Source organism: Brucella intermedia LMG 3301 (genome assembly GCF_000182645.1).
Taxonomy (GTDB): Bacteria; Pseudomonadota; Alphaproteobacteria; order Rhizobiales; family Rhizobiaceae; genus Brucella; species Brucella intermedia.
On sequence record NZ_ACQA01000001.1, the window covers coordinates 654,600 to 668,882 of the forward strand.

A 14,283-nucleotide genomic window follows, 5' to 3' on the forward strand; every position below is an offset into this window, starting at 1 on the left:
CTCATGGCTTGATGATGCCCAGTTTGGCGACTTCTTCCGAAAGGTGAATCGTGTAGTCGAACTTGTCCAATACCGGCGTCAGCAGATCCGCCTCGCAATCGCGAGCGTCCCTCGGCAACATGCCGAAACGGGCCTTGAATGCCTTGGTGAATTTCGTGCCATCATGAAAGCCGAAACGATAGGCAATTTCCTTCAGCGATACGTGCCGCCCGCGTTCATCGACAAGAATGCGATAGGCACGGTCCAGCCTCTTGTCGCGGATGATCTTTGCAATTCCGCCTTCCATCTCGAATGTCCGGTAGAGGCTCGAGCGGGAAATGCGCAGGTTCTTGGTGATAAGGCATGGCCCCAGCACTGGATCGGAAAGGTTCTCGTCGATATAGGCGAGGATGCGCTTGCGCACTGGGAGGTTGGCTGGAAGGCTTTCAATGACGCCGCCCTCGGTGCCGTTGATGCTTGCGCCGAGAAGTATGAACATCGCATCCAGCGCTGATTGTGCTTCCACCCTGTCCAGTGTGCCGCTCAATGACTGTAGATTCTGGAGGTAGCTGAAGAGCACCCGTGTCATGGGGGCAGTTGCAGGCATAACGAGGCCGTGCAGATTGCGCCAGCCGACGATCCTCTCCAGCTCCTTACGCGGAATCAGCACGGTGATGCGGGAAGTTGGATGCGTGGCTTTCCTCCGTCTGGCTCAAATCGATAACGACGATATCGCCCTGTTTCGCTTCGACATCGACACCATTGAAATCGCCGTGCAGATCGCCGCCGGTGATGAGTTGCAGGACATAGTGATTCAGCCCGCTCTTGGCGATGAGCTTTCGCGCACGCGTGTAGCGCTGTGAATTGAAGGAGGTTGCTCCAATCTGAATGGAGCCTATGGAACGCGCAACGATTGATCCTGAAAACTGGTAATCGTCGCTGTCGCCCGTGATTTCATACATGGGCTACAGGATGGCGCGCCAGAATTCATTGCGCAGCCGGTCCTCTATCATGTCTGTTGAAATTGTTGTCTCGTTGCTCATTGCAAATCGTCAAGCCAAAGATCATGAACATTGATGTGGGGAATAATCATTCATTAGAAATAAATAATATATATCCATTGGCATATGCTCATTTGTTGCCAGCCAATAAATAGGAGTTGTATTCTTATTTCCGGTAAATAGGATTGTCTATATAACTTTCCATGATTACAGTTTCATTATTTTGTAATATATAATTGCAACCTAATATAATTGTAGTTTTTTCTATAAGGTCAGTTATGGTGCCGTCCTGCAAGGTCAGAAATCGTTTCACTAATAGCTATTAACAGGTAATCTCGCCAAATATGTTCGGCTCTTTCCGCAGGCTATTTCTATAGAGCATTCATTGAATATGAGAAGGTTTGAAACTATTTATTGTGTTTGAAAGTTATCGCAATATGAGGCTGGTTTTTACTTTTTTGCTCGCCCTGTTCGGCTGCACTCACGTTGCCTCCGCAACAGGGCTGCAGAGCGATTTCGGGCTGGAATGCCGGCGCGTGCCGATGCAGGGAACGGGCGCTCCAGATGCAGCTGCACGGCCCGGCTGGGCCATGCCCTTGGCAAACCCGGTGGGCCAGCCGTCACGGCGCGCCATCGTCTATCCGCGCGCGGTGCCATCGCCACAGCTCTACCGTTATGACTGCGCTCCCAAGTCCGCGGGACCGGTTTCGGTTCCACGGACCCGGTTCAGCGATCAATAAGGGCTGTCGACCTTGCCCATCTCCACATAGACGGTCTTGATCTGGCTGTAATGCGCCAGAGCGGCGATGCCGTTCTCGCGTCCGATGCCGGACTGCTTGTAGCCGCCGAAGGGCACTTCCACCGGCGTCAGGTTATAGGCGTTGATCCAGCATGTCCCGGCCTTGATCTGGCCGATGACGCGATGGCCCCGTGCAATGTCTGCGGTAAACACGCCCGCCGCCAGACCGAATTCGCTATCATTGGCGCGGGCAATCACCTCATCCTCATGGACAAATTCCAGCACGCTCATCACCGGCCCGAAGATTTCCTCGCGGGCGATGGTCATGTCGTCTGTCACATCCGTGAAGATGGTCGGCTCGATGAAATAGCCCTTATCGAAACCTTGCAGCTTCGGTATGCCGCCGCCATACGCAAGGGTTGCGCCTTCCGCCTTGCCCTTTTCGATATAGGAGAGAACCTTCTCGCGCTGGGCTGCATTGACGAGCGGCCCCATCTGGGTCGCTTCGTCCAGCGGGTCGCCAATGCGGATTTTGCGTGTACGTTCGACCAGCCGTTCGATAAAGCGTTCGCGCACGTTCTTGTGGACGAAGACGCGGGTGCCGTTCGAGCAGACCTGACCCGTCGAATAGAAATTGCCGAGCATCACGCCGCCAATGGCGCTTTCAAGGTCGGCATCGTCAAACACGATGATCGGGGACTTGCCGCCAAGTTCCATCGTGACGTTTTTCAGATGTTCGCCCGCTTGCGCCATGATGCGCTTGCCGGTCGGCACGGAGCCGGTCAGTGAAACCTTGGCCGTCAGGCGATGGTTGACGAGTGCGGCACCCACATCGCCGAAGCCCTGCACGACATTGAACAGCCCGTCGGGCAATCCGGCTTCCTTGTAGGCTTCGGCCAGCGCCAGAGCCGAAAGCGGCGTGTTTTCTGACGGCTTGAAGATGAAGGCATTGCCCATGGCAAGCGCAGGCGCGGATTTCCACGCGGCGATCTGGATGGGATAGTTCCACGCGCCGATGCCGACGCAGATGCCGAGCGCTTCGCGGCGCGTATAGGCAAACGAGCCGCCCAGTTCCACGAACTCGCCGTTGAAACCGGAAATGATGCCGCCGAAAAACTCCAGCGCATCGGCGGCTGAAGCAGCATCCGCCACCAGCGTTTCCTGAAGCGCCTTCCCAGTGTCGAGCGTTTCGAGCTTCGACAGTTTCTTGTTCTTCTCGCGCAGGATTTCCGCCGTGCGGCGCAGGATGCGTCCGCGCTCGACGGGCTTCAGCGCGGCCCATTCGCCTTGCGCTTTCAGCGCCGCCGCATAAGCTGCCTCGATCACGCCGGGCGTGGCGGAATAAAGCTTGGCGATCTCTTCACCCGTCGCCGGATAGATGACCGGCAAAGGCTTTCCTGCCTTGTCTTCCACGAATGCGCCGCCGATGAAGTGCGAGGCTTTGGGTTGTGCTTTCATTTCTGGTTCCTTGTTTAAGGGAATAGGGGGTAGGGCAGTAAGGCAGTAGGGCAGTATGTTGTTAAGCGCGGGAACACGAGCTGACATATTCCCCTACTGCCTTACTGCCCCACTCGTTGGACCGCGTCAGCGGTCCGCAACCTGCCACCTCGGGTTGATCCATGGTTCCTGATTGGAGCGCGCCAGCGGCGTGCGGCCAAGAATATGATCGGATGCCTTTTCGCCGACCATGATCGACGGGCCGTTGAGATTACCATTGGTGATGCGCGGGAAGATGGATGAATCCGCAACGCGCAAGCCTTCGACACCGATCACCTTGCATTCAGCATCGACTACGGCCATCGGATCGTCAACCGCACCCATTTTGCAGGTGCCGCACGGATGGAAGGCGCTTTCGACATGCTCGCGGATGAATTTGTCGATTTCATCGTCGCTCTGGACCTGCGCGCCCGGCTGGATTTCCGCGCCGCGATAAGGATCGAACGCCGCCTGTCCGAAGATTTCCCGCGTCAGCCGCACGCAATGGCGGAAATCGGCCCAGTCGTCCTCATGCGACATGTAGTTGAACTTGATGACCGGCTTTTCGCGCGGATTGGCCGAACGAAGCGTCACGCTGCCGCGTGATTTTGATCGCATCGGCCCGACATGGGCCTGAAAACCGTGCGACTGCGCTGCCGCCTTGCCGTCATAGCGGATGGCGACCGGCAGGAAATGATATTGGATATCGGGATATTCCACGCCGGCCTTCGAGCGCACGAAAGCTGCGGATTCGAAATGATTGGTCGCGCCGTCGCCCGTCTTGAAGAACAGCCATTCCGCGCCGATCCTGGCTTTCGAAAACAGGTTCAGCTTGGAATAGAGCGTGATCGGCTGCGTGCATTCCTGCTGGATATAGACTTCCAGATGGTCCTGCAGGTTCTGGCCGACGCCGGGACGGTCGGCAACCACTTCGATGCCATGGTCTTTCAGATGCGCGGCAGGCCCGATGCCGGAAAGCATCAAAAGCTTTGGCGAATTGATCGACGAGGCGGCAATGATGACCTCGCGCCGCGCACGGATGGTCGAAAAGGTGCGGCCTGCCTCGATCTCGACGCCAACCGCACGCTTGCCCTCAAGCACGATCTTGCGCGCCAACCCCTTGACCAGCCTGACATTCGGGCGCTTGAGCGCGGGCTTCAGATAGGCATTGGCGGCGGACCAGCGACGACCATTATGGATCGTCTGCTCCATCGGGCCGAAACCTTCCTGCTTCTCGCCATTATAATCTTCCGTCACTTCGAAACCCGCCTGATGACCGGCCTCGACAAAGGCATGAAACAGCGGATTGTCGCGCTTGCCGCGCTGGATATAGAGCGGGCCGCTGGTGCCGCGCCAGCCTTCCTGACCGCCGCTCGAATTTTCCATGCGCTTGAAATAGGGTAGCACATCGGCATAGGCCCAGCCGCGCGCACCGCTTTCCGACCAGTGGTCGTAGTCGCGGGCGTGGCCGCGCACATAGACCATGCCGTTGATCGAGGACGAACCGCCCAGCACCTTGCCGCGCGGCGTCACGAGGCTGCGCCCGCCAATATGCGGCTCCGGCTCGGTGGAAAAGCCCCAGTCATAGGTCTCCATGTTCATGGGGAAGGACAGCGCCGCCGGCATCTGGATCAGCGGCCCGACATCCGGTACGCCATATTCGATGACGATCACCGAATAGCGGCCGTCTTCCGACAGGCGATAGGCCATGGCCGATCCGGCGGAGCCGGAGCCGATGATGACGAAATCCGCTTCCATACTCATTTCCCCCCCGAAGGCCCTTCCAGAAGTGGGCTTGAAAGCTGAACCGCGATGTAATCTTCCACAAGTGCCGTGGCCCTGGCTGCATCCGGCGCATCGGCGCCGAGCGCATGGCGGATATAGAGGCCGTCGATCATCGCTCCCGCGCCCTCGGCGATGCGGTGCGCCTGTTCGCGGCTCGTGAGCTGCTCCAGCGCGAAAACCAGATTCGAATGAAGGCGGCGCGCATAGATGCGCAAGAGTCGCCGCGTATCTTCCGACTGCTGCGCATGCACATAGAAGGTCAGCCAGGCTGCAATCGTTTCCTGCGTGAACTGCGAGGCGGAAAAATTGACTGCGATGATGGCGGCGATACGCGCCTGCGGCGTCTCCGCCTGTCCGATGGCCGCGTTGAGATCCTGCCCCAGTTCGCGCAGCAGATGCCGCATCGTGGCCAGAATGAGCTTGTCCTTGCCGCCGAAATAATGATGCGCAAGCGCGGGCGAAACCCCCGCCTCATGCGCGATCTGCGCGACGGTCACATCCAGCGAACCGCGCTGGCCGATTGTGCGGATGGCGGCATCGATCAGCTCGCGCCGCCGCAAGGGCTCCATCCCGATCTTGGGCATAATTCTGGTCCGTTCTCAGGCTAATTCCAGTGCAGTCTATCTTTGATTGACTCATCAATCAATAAAAACCCGCCATGCAAATCATGCGTTTACGCGTCGCAGAAGCGGGCGGGTAATGGGGGAGGCTTGCCGGACGGGGTGCGCTTGCTTACATTGAAATGATGAGCAGAGCTTTCACCAAAGAACAGGATGATGCGCCGACCGACCTTGGCGAGCGCCCTGTAAGCCCGTATCGCAACCTCGTCACGCCGACGGGGCTGAAGATGATCGAGGATGAAATCGCCCGGCTGCAACGCGAGCTGGCGGATGCCAATGTCGCCGGCGAGCGTTCAGCGGTTGCGCGCATTTCGCGTGATCTGCGCTACTGGACGGCGCGGCGAGAAAACGCCGAGCTTTCGGTTCCCGCTGCCGATAGCGATGTCGTGCGTTTCGGCATGACCGTGGAACTGGAAAATCTGGATGATGGCAAGGTCCGTCGCTGGACCATCGTGGGCGAGGACGAGGCCGACCCGTCAAACGGCAAGATCTCCCATGTCGCGCCTGTCGCCATCCTGCTGTTCGGCAAGCCGGTCGGTGATGTCGTGAAAATCAACAATGTCGAATGGGAAATCCTGTCGCTGACGACAGTTTAGACTTCTTCTATCGCGACTGTATGGTCACGGAAAAAAGCGGTCGCGCCAGCTTCATCAATCTCGCCGGAAGCAATGCCCATCGTGAAACTGTAAAGCAATCCGTCGTCTGCGGTCAGTGCATAGCCATTGACGAGCAGAAACGTAACAGCGGTAACGATAGCGGTGCGCTTGTTGCCATCTACGAAAGCATGGTTGCGGCCTATTCCGAAAACATAGGCTGCTGCGATTTCCGCATGATCAGGTTGGCCATAAACCTGTTTGTTCTGCGCGCGAGCCAGGGCAGACTCAAGAGCATTCTCATCACGAAGCCCTTGAGCGCCGCCGTGGCGTTGCAGTTGTTCGATGTGGATTGCCTCAACGACGCGTCGCGAAAGAAAACGCCAGTTCATTCGGCGAGCTTTTGCAAGGCGACCTTGTACTTGTCCATCACTTTACGGGCAGCTTCCATCTGCCGCTCGAAAGTATCGTCAACAGGCTCCAGCGTCAGGCCGTTCGGTGTTTCGATCACCTGGAGCTTGTCTCCGGTCTGGAGGTTGAGCCGCTCCAGCACTTCCTTAGGCAGGATCACACCATCGGAATTGCCGATCTTGCGCAGGGTCACATTCATGGCGGTTCTCCTATGTTATAACGCTTGATATAACATGGCGTGCGCCTCTTGTCACTACAAGCTACAGCCAGCCTTTGCGGCGGAAATAATAGAGCGGTAGCAGGGCAGAGGCGACCATCAGGATAAGCGCCATCGGGTAGCCCCAAGGCGAATGCAGTTCCGGCATGAAGGAAAAGTTCATGCCGTAGATGGAAGCAACCAGCGTCGGCGGCATGAAGCCAACTGCCGCCACCGAGAAAATCTTGATGATGGCGTTTTGCTCGACCGAGATGAGGCCGACGATCGTATCGAGCAGGAAGGTAACCTTGTTGGATAGGAAATCCACATAGGCGGTCAGCGATTGGGTGTCGCGCTCCAGCGACTTGATCCAGCTGCGCGTTTCCTTCTTGCCCGAAGCCGGATTGCTGGTGGCCGACAGATAGACCAGCATGCGGCTGATGCCTGCAAGGCTTTCCCGCATCCGCGAGAGAAAGGTTCCCTGTCCGCCGATCTGGGTCAGTATATGCCGGAAGTCCTGCGTCGTCATCGGGCGCGCCTTGGGCTGGCGGCGGTAGATGGAATGCGAAGCCGCATCGATCTTGCCTGCCACGCCTTCCAGAATATCGGCCAGCCGGTTCGTCGTGGCTTCGGTGATCCCGAGCATGATCGAAAGGCCCGAGCATTTGGCTGAAATGAGGCCGTTGCCCGGTTTGGTCGAGCGCAGAATATAGGTGGTGAAGGATTTTGGATTGGCATAGCGCACGGTTATCAGTCGTGAGCCGTGTAGGATGAAGGTGACGGGCGCCAGCTCCCGATGATCGAGATCGACCGCGTGCAGGATCGGAACGGTCAGATATTGCGCGCCGGTTTCCATGTAGAAGCGGCTCGATTCCTCGATTTCCGTCATGTCCTCGCGCGTCGGGATCGAAATGCCCGTCCATGCTTCGACAATGCTGTCCTCGTTGACGCCGGGAGCGAACAGGTCGATCCAGATCACATTCTCGGGCAAGGGGGTGCCCGGCTCGACCTCCACTTGTTCGAGGTGGTCACCGGAAAGGCTGTAGAGTGTGATCATACTGGCACCTGGAGTCTGGCCCGAAATTTCGGGCAGCTGAATTATGGGCACTGTGCGCGAAAATTGTTAACGGAATGCGGCAGCGGTTTCCAGTCCGCAATCGGCTTTCTGCATGACGGTTGACAGCTTCCTTCCGCAGGTCTAATTCATCAAGTCATCAGATGACTTTGGTGGAGCTATGAAGGCAATATCCCGCAAGACCCTGACGGATTCGGCCACGCAGGCATTGCGTGCGGAAATCATGTCGGGACGCTGGTCGGTCGGCGACCAGCTGCCCAATGAAGCGGCACTTTCCGCAACGCTCGACGTCAGCCGCGGCACGGTGCGCGAGGCCGTGCGGGCGCTGGTCGCGCAGGGCATGCTGGAAACCCGGCAGGGCTCAGGAACTTATGTCCGCTCGACGGCGGACACGGCTCGCAGCCTGGACCGCATTCGCCACACCAGCCTGCGCGACCGTTTTGAGACCCGGGCAGTTCTGGAAACCGAAGCGGCCCGTCTTGCCGCCTTGCGCATCACGCGGAAGGGGCTTGCGCATCTTGAAAAAATGCTGGCGCAGCGGGGCAGTCGCGACGAACTCGACTGCGAAACTTTCGTGGCGCGAGACTTTGCCTTCCATGAAGCCATCGTCGCGGCCTCGGGCAATAACGCCCTCATCGAGGTCTATGCCTTTTTCTCCGCCTCCATTCGCGAATCCATAGAAGCCACGCTCAATGGCGAACTGCCCGAGCCGAGCGATGAAGCGCACCGCCAGATCGTCGAGGCCATCGCTTCGGGCGATCCCGACAAGGCCGGAGCAACCGTTCGCCGTTTCATGGCGCCCCTGATTGAAGAACTTGAAAGGTTGCTCGCATCATGAGCCACACAAATACAGCCCTGTCGGACACGGCAGAAAACGAGGCAATGCAGCCGGATGCGCTGGTCGATGCGGAGGCGGACAGCGTCCCGCCGCCGCCCGTCCAGCAGCCGCCCAGCAAGGCGATGCGCATCTTGCTGGGCTTGAGCCTCGTGCTCATCGCCGCCAATCTGCGGCCGGTATTCTCCAGCGTTTCCGTGCTCTTGCCAGAAATCATTGAGGCGACGGGCATGTCGTCGGTCGCAGCCGGCATATTGACCACGCTGCCGGTCATCTGTCTCGGTGTCTTCGCGCCGTTTGCGCCGCGGATGGCGCAGCGCTTCGGTGCGGAGCGTGTCCTGCTTGTCGTGCTGGCCGTGCTCACAATCGGCACCGCCATTCGCGGCTTCGGTCCCTTCTATTGGCTCTATATCGGCGCCGCGCTCGCTGGTGCCGCCATTGCCACAGGCAATGTTCTGCTGCCGGGCGTCGTCAAGCGCGACTTTCCGAAGACAGCCGCCATCATGACCGGCCTTTATACGATGGCATTGTGCGGCGGCGCTGCATCCGCAGCCGGTTTCACCATTCCCATCAAGGGGTTGCTCGGCGGCTCGTGGAACCTCGCTTTGGCATTCTGGGCCGTTCCGGCGGCACTTGTGCTGCTTCTGTGGCTGCCGCAGGCCTTGCGCGCCAGGCACAATGTGGCCCATTCGGGCTTCCGCGTGATCGGGCTCTGGAAGGACAGGCTGGCTTGGCAGGTGACGCTGTTCATGGGGTTGCAATCCTCCACCGCCTATATCGTTTTCGGATGGCTGGCGCCGATCCTGCGCGAGCAGGGCCTGAGCCCCAAGGCGGCAGGCGGCCTCGTTTCCTTTTCGATCATGGTGCAGGTGGTGACCTGTCTCGCCGTGCCTTCCATCGCCACGCGTCAGAAGAACCAGAGCTGGCTCAATGTCGCTCTCTGCGCTTGCGCAGCCTTGCCGCTGATCGGATTTCTCTACCTGCCGCAATGGACATACTGGGTGCTGGCGGTCATTCAGGGCATCGGGCAGGGCGGTCTCATCGCAGCCGCGATGATGGTGATCGTGCTGCGCGCCCCGGATTCGCACACGGCGGCACATCTGTCCGGCATGGCGCAATGCGTCGGCTATACGCTGGCCGCGATCGGTCCGCTGATCGTCGGCATGATCCACAGCGCGACTGGCAGCTTTGCTGCTTGCGGGGCGTTCTTCGCCCTGCTGGGACTGGGTGCCGCCATCGCCGGATGGGGTGCGGGACGCGCACGGCATGTGGGCGTGCAGGTGATCAAGGACTGAAGGCAACAAAAAACCCCGGCAAAACCGGGGTTTTTCTTATTCTCACAGGAAAGGCATCAGGCCTTTTCATACAGCTCTTCGACGAATTCCCAGTTGATGAGATTGTCGACGAAGGCTTCGAGGTATTTTGGACGCAGGTTGCGATAATCGACATAGTAGGAGTGTTCCCACACGTCGACGCCGAGGATCGGCGTTGCGCCGTGAACGAGCGGGTTTTCGCCGTTCGGGGTCTTGGAGATTTCGAGCTTGCCGTTCTTGACCGACAGCCAGGCCCAGCCCGAACCGAACTGGCCGACACCGGCGGCGATGAAATCTTCACGGAACTTGTCGTAGCCGCCAAGATCGGACTCGATTGCCTTTTCAAGCTTGCCCGGCAGCTTCTTGCCGCCGCCGCCCTTCTTCATCCATTTCCAGAACTGGATGTGGTTGTAGTGCTGGCCGGCATTGTTGAAGAGGCCCTGGTTCGTCCCGTAGCTTTCCTTGACGATCTCTTCCAGGCTCTTGCCTTCGAGGCCGGAGCCTTCGAGCAGCTTGTTGCCGTTTGTGACATAGGCCTGATGGTGCTTGTCGTGGTGAAGTTCAAGCGTCTCGCGCGACATGAAAGGCGCAAGGGCGTCGTAGTCATACGGCAGGGCGGGCAGTTCGAAAGCCATTGGAAACTCTCCTCTTGTCATTCGGCTTACATGGGCAGCCAGCGGCGGGCCGAACAGATGCTGCCTCAAAACTTGTGTGCGGAATCTACATAGGCCGCATCGGTGCGGGCGGCAATGGCGTGATTGAGCAATTCAGCTTCAAGACAATGAATTATTATTGAAATCACAGTAGGATGGCGTAATTCTCGATTTAGAGCGCATCCCGAAAAGTGTGAAACGGTTTTCGGATAAGATGCGGGTCAAAAACAATTGATTAGAGCGCCAGTCTGATCCAATCAGATCGAAACGCGCTCTAACGCTTCGCGATGCGGGCGGACCCTCACAGGAGGAAATGGTGTCCCACAGTTCTTATGTCTTCGACGCTTATGGCACATTGTTCGATGTCCATTCGGCGGTGCGGCGGCATGCGGAGAAGGCCGGGCCGGACGGACGGGCATTTTCCGAACTGTGGCGCGCAAAGCAGCTCGAATATTCCTGGGTGCTGAGCCTGATGGGCGCCTATAGCGATTTCTGGAAACTCACCGAGGATTCGCTTGATTTCGCATTTGCGCGCTACCCTTCCGTCGATCCCGGGCTACGCAATGACCTGCTCGATGCCTATTGGAAGCTTGATTGCTATCCGGAAGTGCCCGCGGCCCTCAAAGGCCTGAAAGAGAAGGGCGCAAGGCTCGCCATTCTCTCCAACGGATCGCCCGCAATGCTGGAATCCGCTGTCCGTTCGGCTGCGCTCGATGTTCTGCTCGACGACGTGATTTCGGTCGATGAAGTCAGGAAGTACAAGACCGCGCCGGCAGTCTATGAACTCATCACCCTCCACTGGCGGCTTTATCCGTCGGCCATCTCGTTCCAGTCTTCGAACCGCTGGGACGTGGCGGGCGCGGTGCGGTTCGGCATGCGCGGGGTCTGGATCAACCGTTCCAACCAGCCCGACGAATATAAGGAGTTCGCTCCGGCGCTCATTTTGCCAAGCCTCCAACTGCTCGATTGAGTTTTCACTAAAATTTGAACTTGCCGAATTTATCGAAAGCTGGCCGCTGCACCCAAAATTGTGTCGCGGCTGCAACACGAGCCATGCTGGTGGGCCTTCGCCACGATTAGGCCGCATTAAGAACGGGTGTACGCCACAATTTTCGGGCGTTTTCCGTGCAACCAAACACCGGAAACAGCCGTTTCAGGCCGTTTTCACCGCCCACTGCGTATCTGCCACAATTTGGTCGGGTCGCAATTCGTTAACCCTGAATGTGTATCTGTAACTCCTCCCGTCACTAAACTGGTTTTCATATGCAAACGACCCTTACCCGCCGTTCCTTTCTGACGGCAATGACAGCAACAGCGGCCGCCGGCCTGGCCGGTTGCGCTCAGTTGGGGCAGAATGTTCCAATTATCGATGTGGATCAGTCGGGCAACCCGATTAACCGCACCCCGCAGGCCAATGTCGATTCATCCTATGGCGGCTGGGCGCAGATGTACGCCGCCGTTGAAGATGGCGGCTTCATGCTTCCGGCAATCCCGATCCAGAAGATGGACAAGCGCTTCCTGCGCCAGGTGGTGCAGGATCCGACCGGCGAACTGCCGGGTACGATCGTCATCGATACGGCCAACCGCTTCTGCTATCTGGTCCTCGAAAACGGTCAGGCAATGCGCTACGGCGTCGGGATTGGCCGCGAAGGCTTTGCATGGTCGGGCCGCGCCGTGATCCAGTACAAGCGCCAGTGGCCGCGCTGGACTCCGCCGGATGAAATGGTCGCCCGCCAGCCGGAACTGGTGCAGTACAGCGCCAAGAATGGCGGCATGGCTCCGGGTCTCAAGAACCCGCTTGGCGCCCGCGCGCTCTATATTTTCCAGGACGGCAAGGACACGCTGTACCGCCTGCACGGCAACCCGGAATGGTGGTCAATCGGCAAGGCAGTCTCTTCGGGCTGCGTCCGCTTCCTGAACCAGGACATCATCGATCTCTATGATCGTGTTCCGGCAAAGGCACCCATTCTGGTGATGTAAGGTTAGGGGAATAGGGCAGTAAGGCAGTACGGCAATATGTTTGCTTGACTGAAACCTTCTGCCCTATTTCACTTACTGCCTTACTGCCTTACTGCCTTACTGCCTTAAATTACCTCTTGAAGCTGCCGAGGATCCCGCGCACGAGCGCACGCCCGAGCGAATTGCCGACCGAGCGGACGACGGATTTCATGGCTGCTTCCGCCACCGTCTGGCGGCCGGAGCGGCGACCGGTGCCGAGCACCGTACCGGCGAGCTCACCAAAGATGCCACTGCCGCCTTCTTCCTCTTCCTTGGTCTTTTGCTGGGCTGCCGCTGCATTCTGCGCCTTGCGGGCCAGCATTTCGAAAGCGGAATCGCGATCCACGGCCTGATCGTACTGTCCGGCGACCGGGCTCGCCGCGATGATCTTCGCACGTTCTTCCGGCGTCAGCGGCCCGATGCGTGAAGAGGGCGGGCGGATGAGCGTGCGCTGCACGATGGAAGGCACGCCTTTTTCCTGCAAGGTGGAAACCAGCGCTTCACCCGTGGCAAGATTGGTGATCGCCTGAAATGTGTTGAAATCCGGGTTCGGGCGGAACGTGTCTGCTGCGGTCTTCACGGCATTGGTCTCGCGCGGCGTATAGGCGCGAAGCGCGTGCTGCACGCGATTGCCAAGCTGCGCCAGGACGGTTTCCGGCACGTCGAGCGGGTTCTGCGTCACGAAATAGACGCCGACGCCCTTGGAACGGATCAGGCGCACGACCTGCTCCACGCGATCGATCAGCGCCTTGGGCGCTTCGTCGAACAGAAGGTGGGCTTCATCGAAGAAGAAGACCAGCCTCGGCTTGTCGGGATCGCCGATTTCGGGCAACTCCTCGAACAGTTCCGACATCAGCCAGAGCAGGAAGGTGGAATAAAGCCGCGGGCTCATCATCAGCTTGTCGGCGGCGAGCACGCTCACCACGCCGCGCCCGTCGGTGGTGGTGCGCATCAGGTCCGAAATCTTGAGCGCCGGTTCCCCGAAGAATTTCGAGCCGCCCTGCTGGTCGAGAACCAGAAGCGAACGCTGGATCGCGCCGACCGAGGTCTTGTTCACATTGCCGTACTTTCCGGAAAGCTCTGCCGAGCGCTCCGCCATCTCGGCAAGGATCGCCTGCAGGTCCTTGAGGTCCACAAGCAACAGGCCTTCTTCGTCCGCCAGACGGAAAGCGATGTTCAGCACGCCTTCCTGCGCGTCGGTCAGGTTCATCAGGCGAGACAGCAGCAGCGGTCCCATTTCGGAAATGGTTGCGCGGACAGGATGACCCTGTTCGCCGAAAATATCCCAGAAGATTACAGGGGCTGCGCGCATTTCATACGGGTCGAGCTTGATCTCCGCCGCACGCTTGAGGAGCCCGTCATTTTGAACGCCGACCGCGCCGATGCCGGAAAGGTCGCCCTTGATGTCGGCGCAGAAAACGGGCACGCCTGCCGCCGAAAAGCTTTCGGCCAGAACCTGCAGCGTGACCGTTTTGCCGGTGCCGGTAGCGCCGGTGACGAGGCCGTGACGGTTGCCGTATTTCAGCGCTAGATATTCCGGCTGCTGGTAAGAGTCGTCTGGCTTGCGGCTCGCGCCAAGAAAAATAGCGTCTTCGGCAGTCATCAGGCG

Annotated in this window: 16 protein-coding genes; 5 read left to right on the forward strand and 11 right to left on the reverse strand. The window is 58.7% G+C overall.

Annotated features, from left to right (window positions below; translation table 11 throughout):
* Window position 1: 1 nt before the first annotated feature.
* From OINT_RS24490 to betI, 6 genes are all read right to left on the reverse strand, one after another.
* Entirely contained in the window at window positions 2-568 is a 567-nt protein-coding gene (locus OINT_RS24490) for a helix-turn-helix domain-containing protein (RefSeq protein ID WP_235691653.1), read from the reverse strand.
* A 64-nt stretch (window positions 569-632) separates the two neighbouring features.
* The gene (locus OINT_RS24495; protein ID WP_235691654.1) at window positions 633-941 is read right to left on the reverse strand and encodes a cupin domain-containing protein; all 309 of its coding nucleotides are present in this window, start codon (window positions 939-941) and stop codon (window positions 633-635) included.
* Between the two features lie 520 nt (window positions 942-1,461).
* Complete coding sequence (locus OINT_RS23760; RefSeq protein WP_162750377.1) at window positions 1,462-1,614, reverse strand: hypothetical protein; 153 nt, start codon at window positions 1,612-1,614, stop codon at window positions 1,462-1,464.
* Window positions 1,615-1,713: 99 nt separating this feature from the next.
* Window positions 1,714-3,177, reverse strand: a complete 1,464-nt coding sequence (gene betB / locus OINT_RS03045; RefSeq protein ID WP_039852396.1) for a betaine-aldehyde dehydrogenase — start codon at window positions 3,175-3,177, stop codon at window positions 1,714-1,716.
* 126 nt (window positions 3,178-3,303) lie between these two features.
* On the reverse strand, window positions 3,304-4,953 hold the full coding sequence (betA, locus tag OINT_RS03050) for a choline dehydrogenase (protein WP_039852399.1): 1,650 nt from the start codon (window positions 4,951-4,953) through the stop codon (window positions 3,304-3,306).
* A 2-nt stretch (window positions 4,954-4,955) separates the two neighbouring features.
* Window positions 4,956-5,564: a transcriptional regulator BetI gene (betI, locus tag OINT_RS03055; protein WP_006466307.1), complete on the reverse strand. Its 609-nt coding sequence runs from the start codon at window positions 5,562-5,564 to the stop codon at window positions 4,956-4,958.
* Between the two features lie 161 nt (window positions 5,565-5,725).
* On the opposite strand from betI, the gene OINT_RS03060 reads away from it, so the two are divergent.
* Window positions 5,726-6,196, forward strand: a complete 471-nt coding sequence (locus OINT_RS03060; RefSeq protein ID WP_039852402.1) for a GreA/GreB family elongation factor — start codon at window positions 5,726-5,728, stop codon at window positions 6,194-6,196.
* On the opposite strand, the gene OINT_RS03065 is transcribed toward OINT_RS03060, so the two are convergent.
* From OINT_RS03065 to OINT_RS03075, 3 genes are all read right to left on the reverse strand, one after another.
* On the reverse strand, window positions 6,193-6,585 hold the full coding sequence (locus tag OINT_RS03065) for a type II toxin-antitoxin system death-on-curing family toxin (protein WP_006466309.1): 393 nt from the start codon (window positions 6,583-6,585) through the stop codon (window positions 6,193-6,195). The genes OINT_RS03060 and OINT_RS03065 overlap by 4 nt on opposite strands.
* Window positions 6,582-6,803: an AbrB/MazE/SpoVT family DNA-binding domain-containing protein gene (locus OINT_RS03070; protein ID WP_006466310.1), complete on the reverse strand. Its 222-nt coding sequence runs from the start codon at window positions 6,801-6,803 to the stop codon at window positions 6,582-6,584. The genes OINT_RS03065 and OINT_RS03070 overlap by 4 nt, the downstream gene beginning before the upstream one ends.
* Before the next feature lie 61 nt (window positions 6,804-6,864).
* Window positions 6,865-7,857 (reverse strand): magnesium transporter CorA family protein, encoded by a 993-nt coding sequence (locus tag OINT_RS03075; RefSeq protein ID WP_006471134.1) that lies wholly within the window; start codon window positions 7,855-7,857, stop codon window positions 6,865-6,867.
* A gap of 178 nt (window positions 7,858-8,035) precedes the next feature.
* Here OINT_RS03075 and OINT_RS03080 point away from each other — a divergent pair, with 178 nt between their 5' ends.
* Together OINT_RS03080 and OINT_RS03085 are read left to right on the forward strand one after the other, a co-directional pair.
* Window positions 8,036-8,713, forward strand: coding sequence for a FadR/GntR family transcriptional regulator (locus OINT_RS03080; RefSeq protein WP_006466312.1), 678 nt, complete (start codon window positions 8,036-8,038; stop codon window positions 8,711-8,713).
* 44 nt (window positions 8,714-8,757) lie between these two features.
* The gene (locus OINT_RS03085) at window positions 8,758-10,005 is read left to right on the forward strand and encodes a CynX/NimT family MFS transporter (RefSeq protein ID WP_412766472.1); all 1,248 of its coding nucleotides are present in this window, start codon (window positions 8,758-8,760) and stop codon (window positions 10,003-10,005) included.
* Between the two features lie 56 nt (window positions 10,006-10,061).
* Here OINT_RS03085 and OINT_RS03090 read toward each other — a convergent pair whose 3' ends face one another.
* Window positions 10,062-10,658 (reverse strand): superoxide dismutase, encoded by a 597-nt coding sequence (locus OINT_RS03090; RefSeq protein ID WP_039852405.1) that lies wholly within the window; start codon window positions 10,656-10,658, stop codon window positions 10,062-10,064.
* A 334-nt stretch (window positions 10,659-10,992) separates the two neighbouring features.
* Here OINT_RS03090 and OINT_RS03095 point away from each other — a divergent pair, with 334 nt between their 5' ends.
* Window positions 10,993-11,646, forward strand: a complete 654-nt coding sequence (locus tag OINT_RS03095) for a haloacid dehalogenase type II (protein ID WP_039852888.1) — start codon at window positions 10,993-10,995, stop codon at window positions 11,644-11,646.
* 293 nt (window positions 11,647-11,939) lie between these two features.
* Window positions 11,940-12,656 (forward strand): L,D-transpeptidase, encoded by a 717-nt coding sequence (locus OINT_RS03100; protein ID WP_006466316.1) that lies wholly within the window; start codon window positions 11,940-11,942, stop codon window positions 12,654-12,656.
* Window positions 12,657-12,765: 109 nt separating this feature from the next.
* Here OINT_RS03100 and OINT_RS03105 read toward each other — a convergent pair whose 3' ends face one another.
* Window positions 12,766-14,277, reverse strand: coding sequence for a helicase HerA-like C-terminal domain-containing protein (locus OINT_RS03105; RefSeq protein ID WP_006466317.1), 1,512 nt, complete (start codon window positions 14,275-14,277; stop codon window positions 12,766-12,768).
* Between the last annotated feature and the right edge of the window lie 6 nt (window positions 14,278-14,283).

Bases quoted from the DNA above. Each gene is read 5' to 3' on its own strand.
- OINT_RS24490 (WP_235691653.1), bottom strand. From the start codon at position 568: ATGACACGGGTGCTCTTCAGCTACCTCCAGAATCTACAGTCATTGAGC.
- OINT_RS24495 (WP_235691654.1), bottom strand. From the start codon at position 941: ATGTATGAAATCACGGGCGACAGCGACGATTACCAGTTTTCAGGATCA.
- OINT_RS23760 (WP_162750377.1), bottom strand. From the start codon at position 1,614: ATGGCGCGCCGTGACGGCTGGCCCACCGGGTTTGCCAAGGGCATGGCC.
- betB (WP_039852396.1), bottom strand. From the start codon at position 3,177: ATGAAAGCACAACCCAAAGCCTCGCACTTCATCGGCGGCGCATTCGTG.
- betA (WP_039852399.1), bottom strand. From the start codon at position 4,953: ATGGAAGCGGATTTCGTCATCATCGGCTCCGGCTCCGCCGGATCGGCC.
- betI (WP_006466307.1), bottom strand. From the start codon at position 5,564: ATGCCCAAGATCGGGATGGAGCCCTTGCGGCGGCGCGAGCTGATCGAT.
- OINT_RS03060 (WP_039852402.1), top strand. From the start codon at position 5,726: ATGAGCAGAGCTTTCACCAAAGAACAGGATGATGCGCCGACCGACCTT.
- OINT_RS03065 (WP_006466309.1), bottom strand. From the start codon at position 6,585: ATGAACTGGCGTTTTCTTTCGCGACGCGTCGTTGAGGCAATCCACATC.
- OINT_RS03070 (WP_006466310.1), bottom strand. From the start codon at position 6,803: ATGAATGTGACCCTGCGCAAGATCGGCAATTCCGATGGTGTGATCCTG.
- OINT_RS03075 (WP_006471134.1), bottom strand. From the start codon at position 7,857: ATGATCACACTCTACAGCCTTTCCGGTGACCACCTCGAACAAGTGGAG.
- OINT_RS03080 (WP_006466312.1), top strand. From the start codon at position 8,036: ATGAAGGCAATATCCCGCAAGACCCTGACGGATTCGGCCACGCAGGCA.
- OINT_RS03085 (WP_412766472.1), top strand. From the start codon at position 8,758: ATGCAGCCGGATGCGCTGGTCGATGCGGAGGCGGACAGCGTCCCGCCG.
- OINT_RS03090 (WP_039852405.1), bottom strand. From the start codon at position 10,658: ATGGCTTTCGAACTGCCCGCCCTGCCGTATGACTACGACGCCCTTGCG.
- OINT_RS03100 (WP_006466316.1), top strand. From the start codon at position 11,940: ATGCAAACGACCCTTACCCGCCGTTCCTTTCTGACGGCAATGACAGCA.
- OINT_RS03105 (WP_006466317.1), bottom strand. From the start codon at position 14,277: ATGACTGCCGAAGACGCTATTTTTCTTGGCGCGAGCCGCAAGCCAGAC.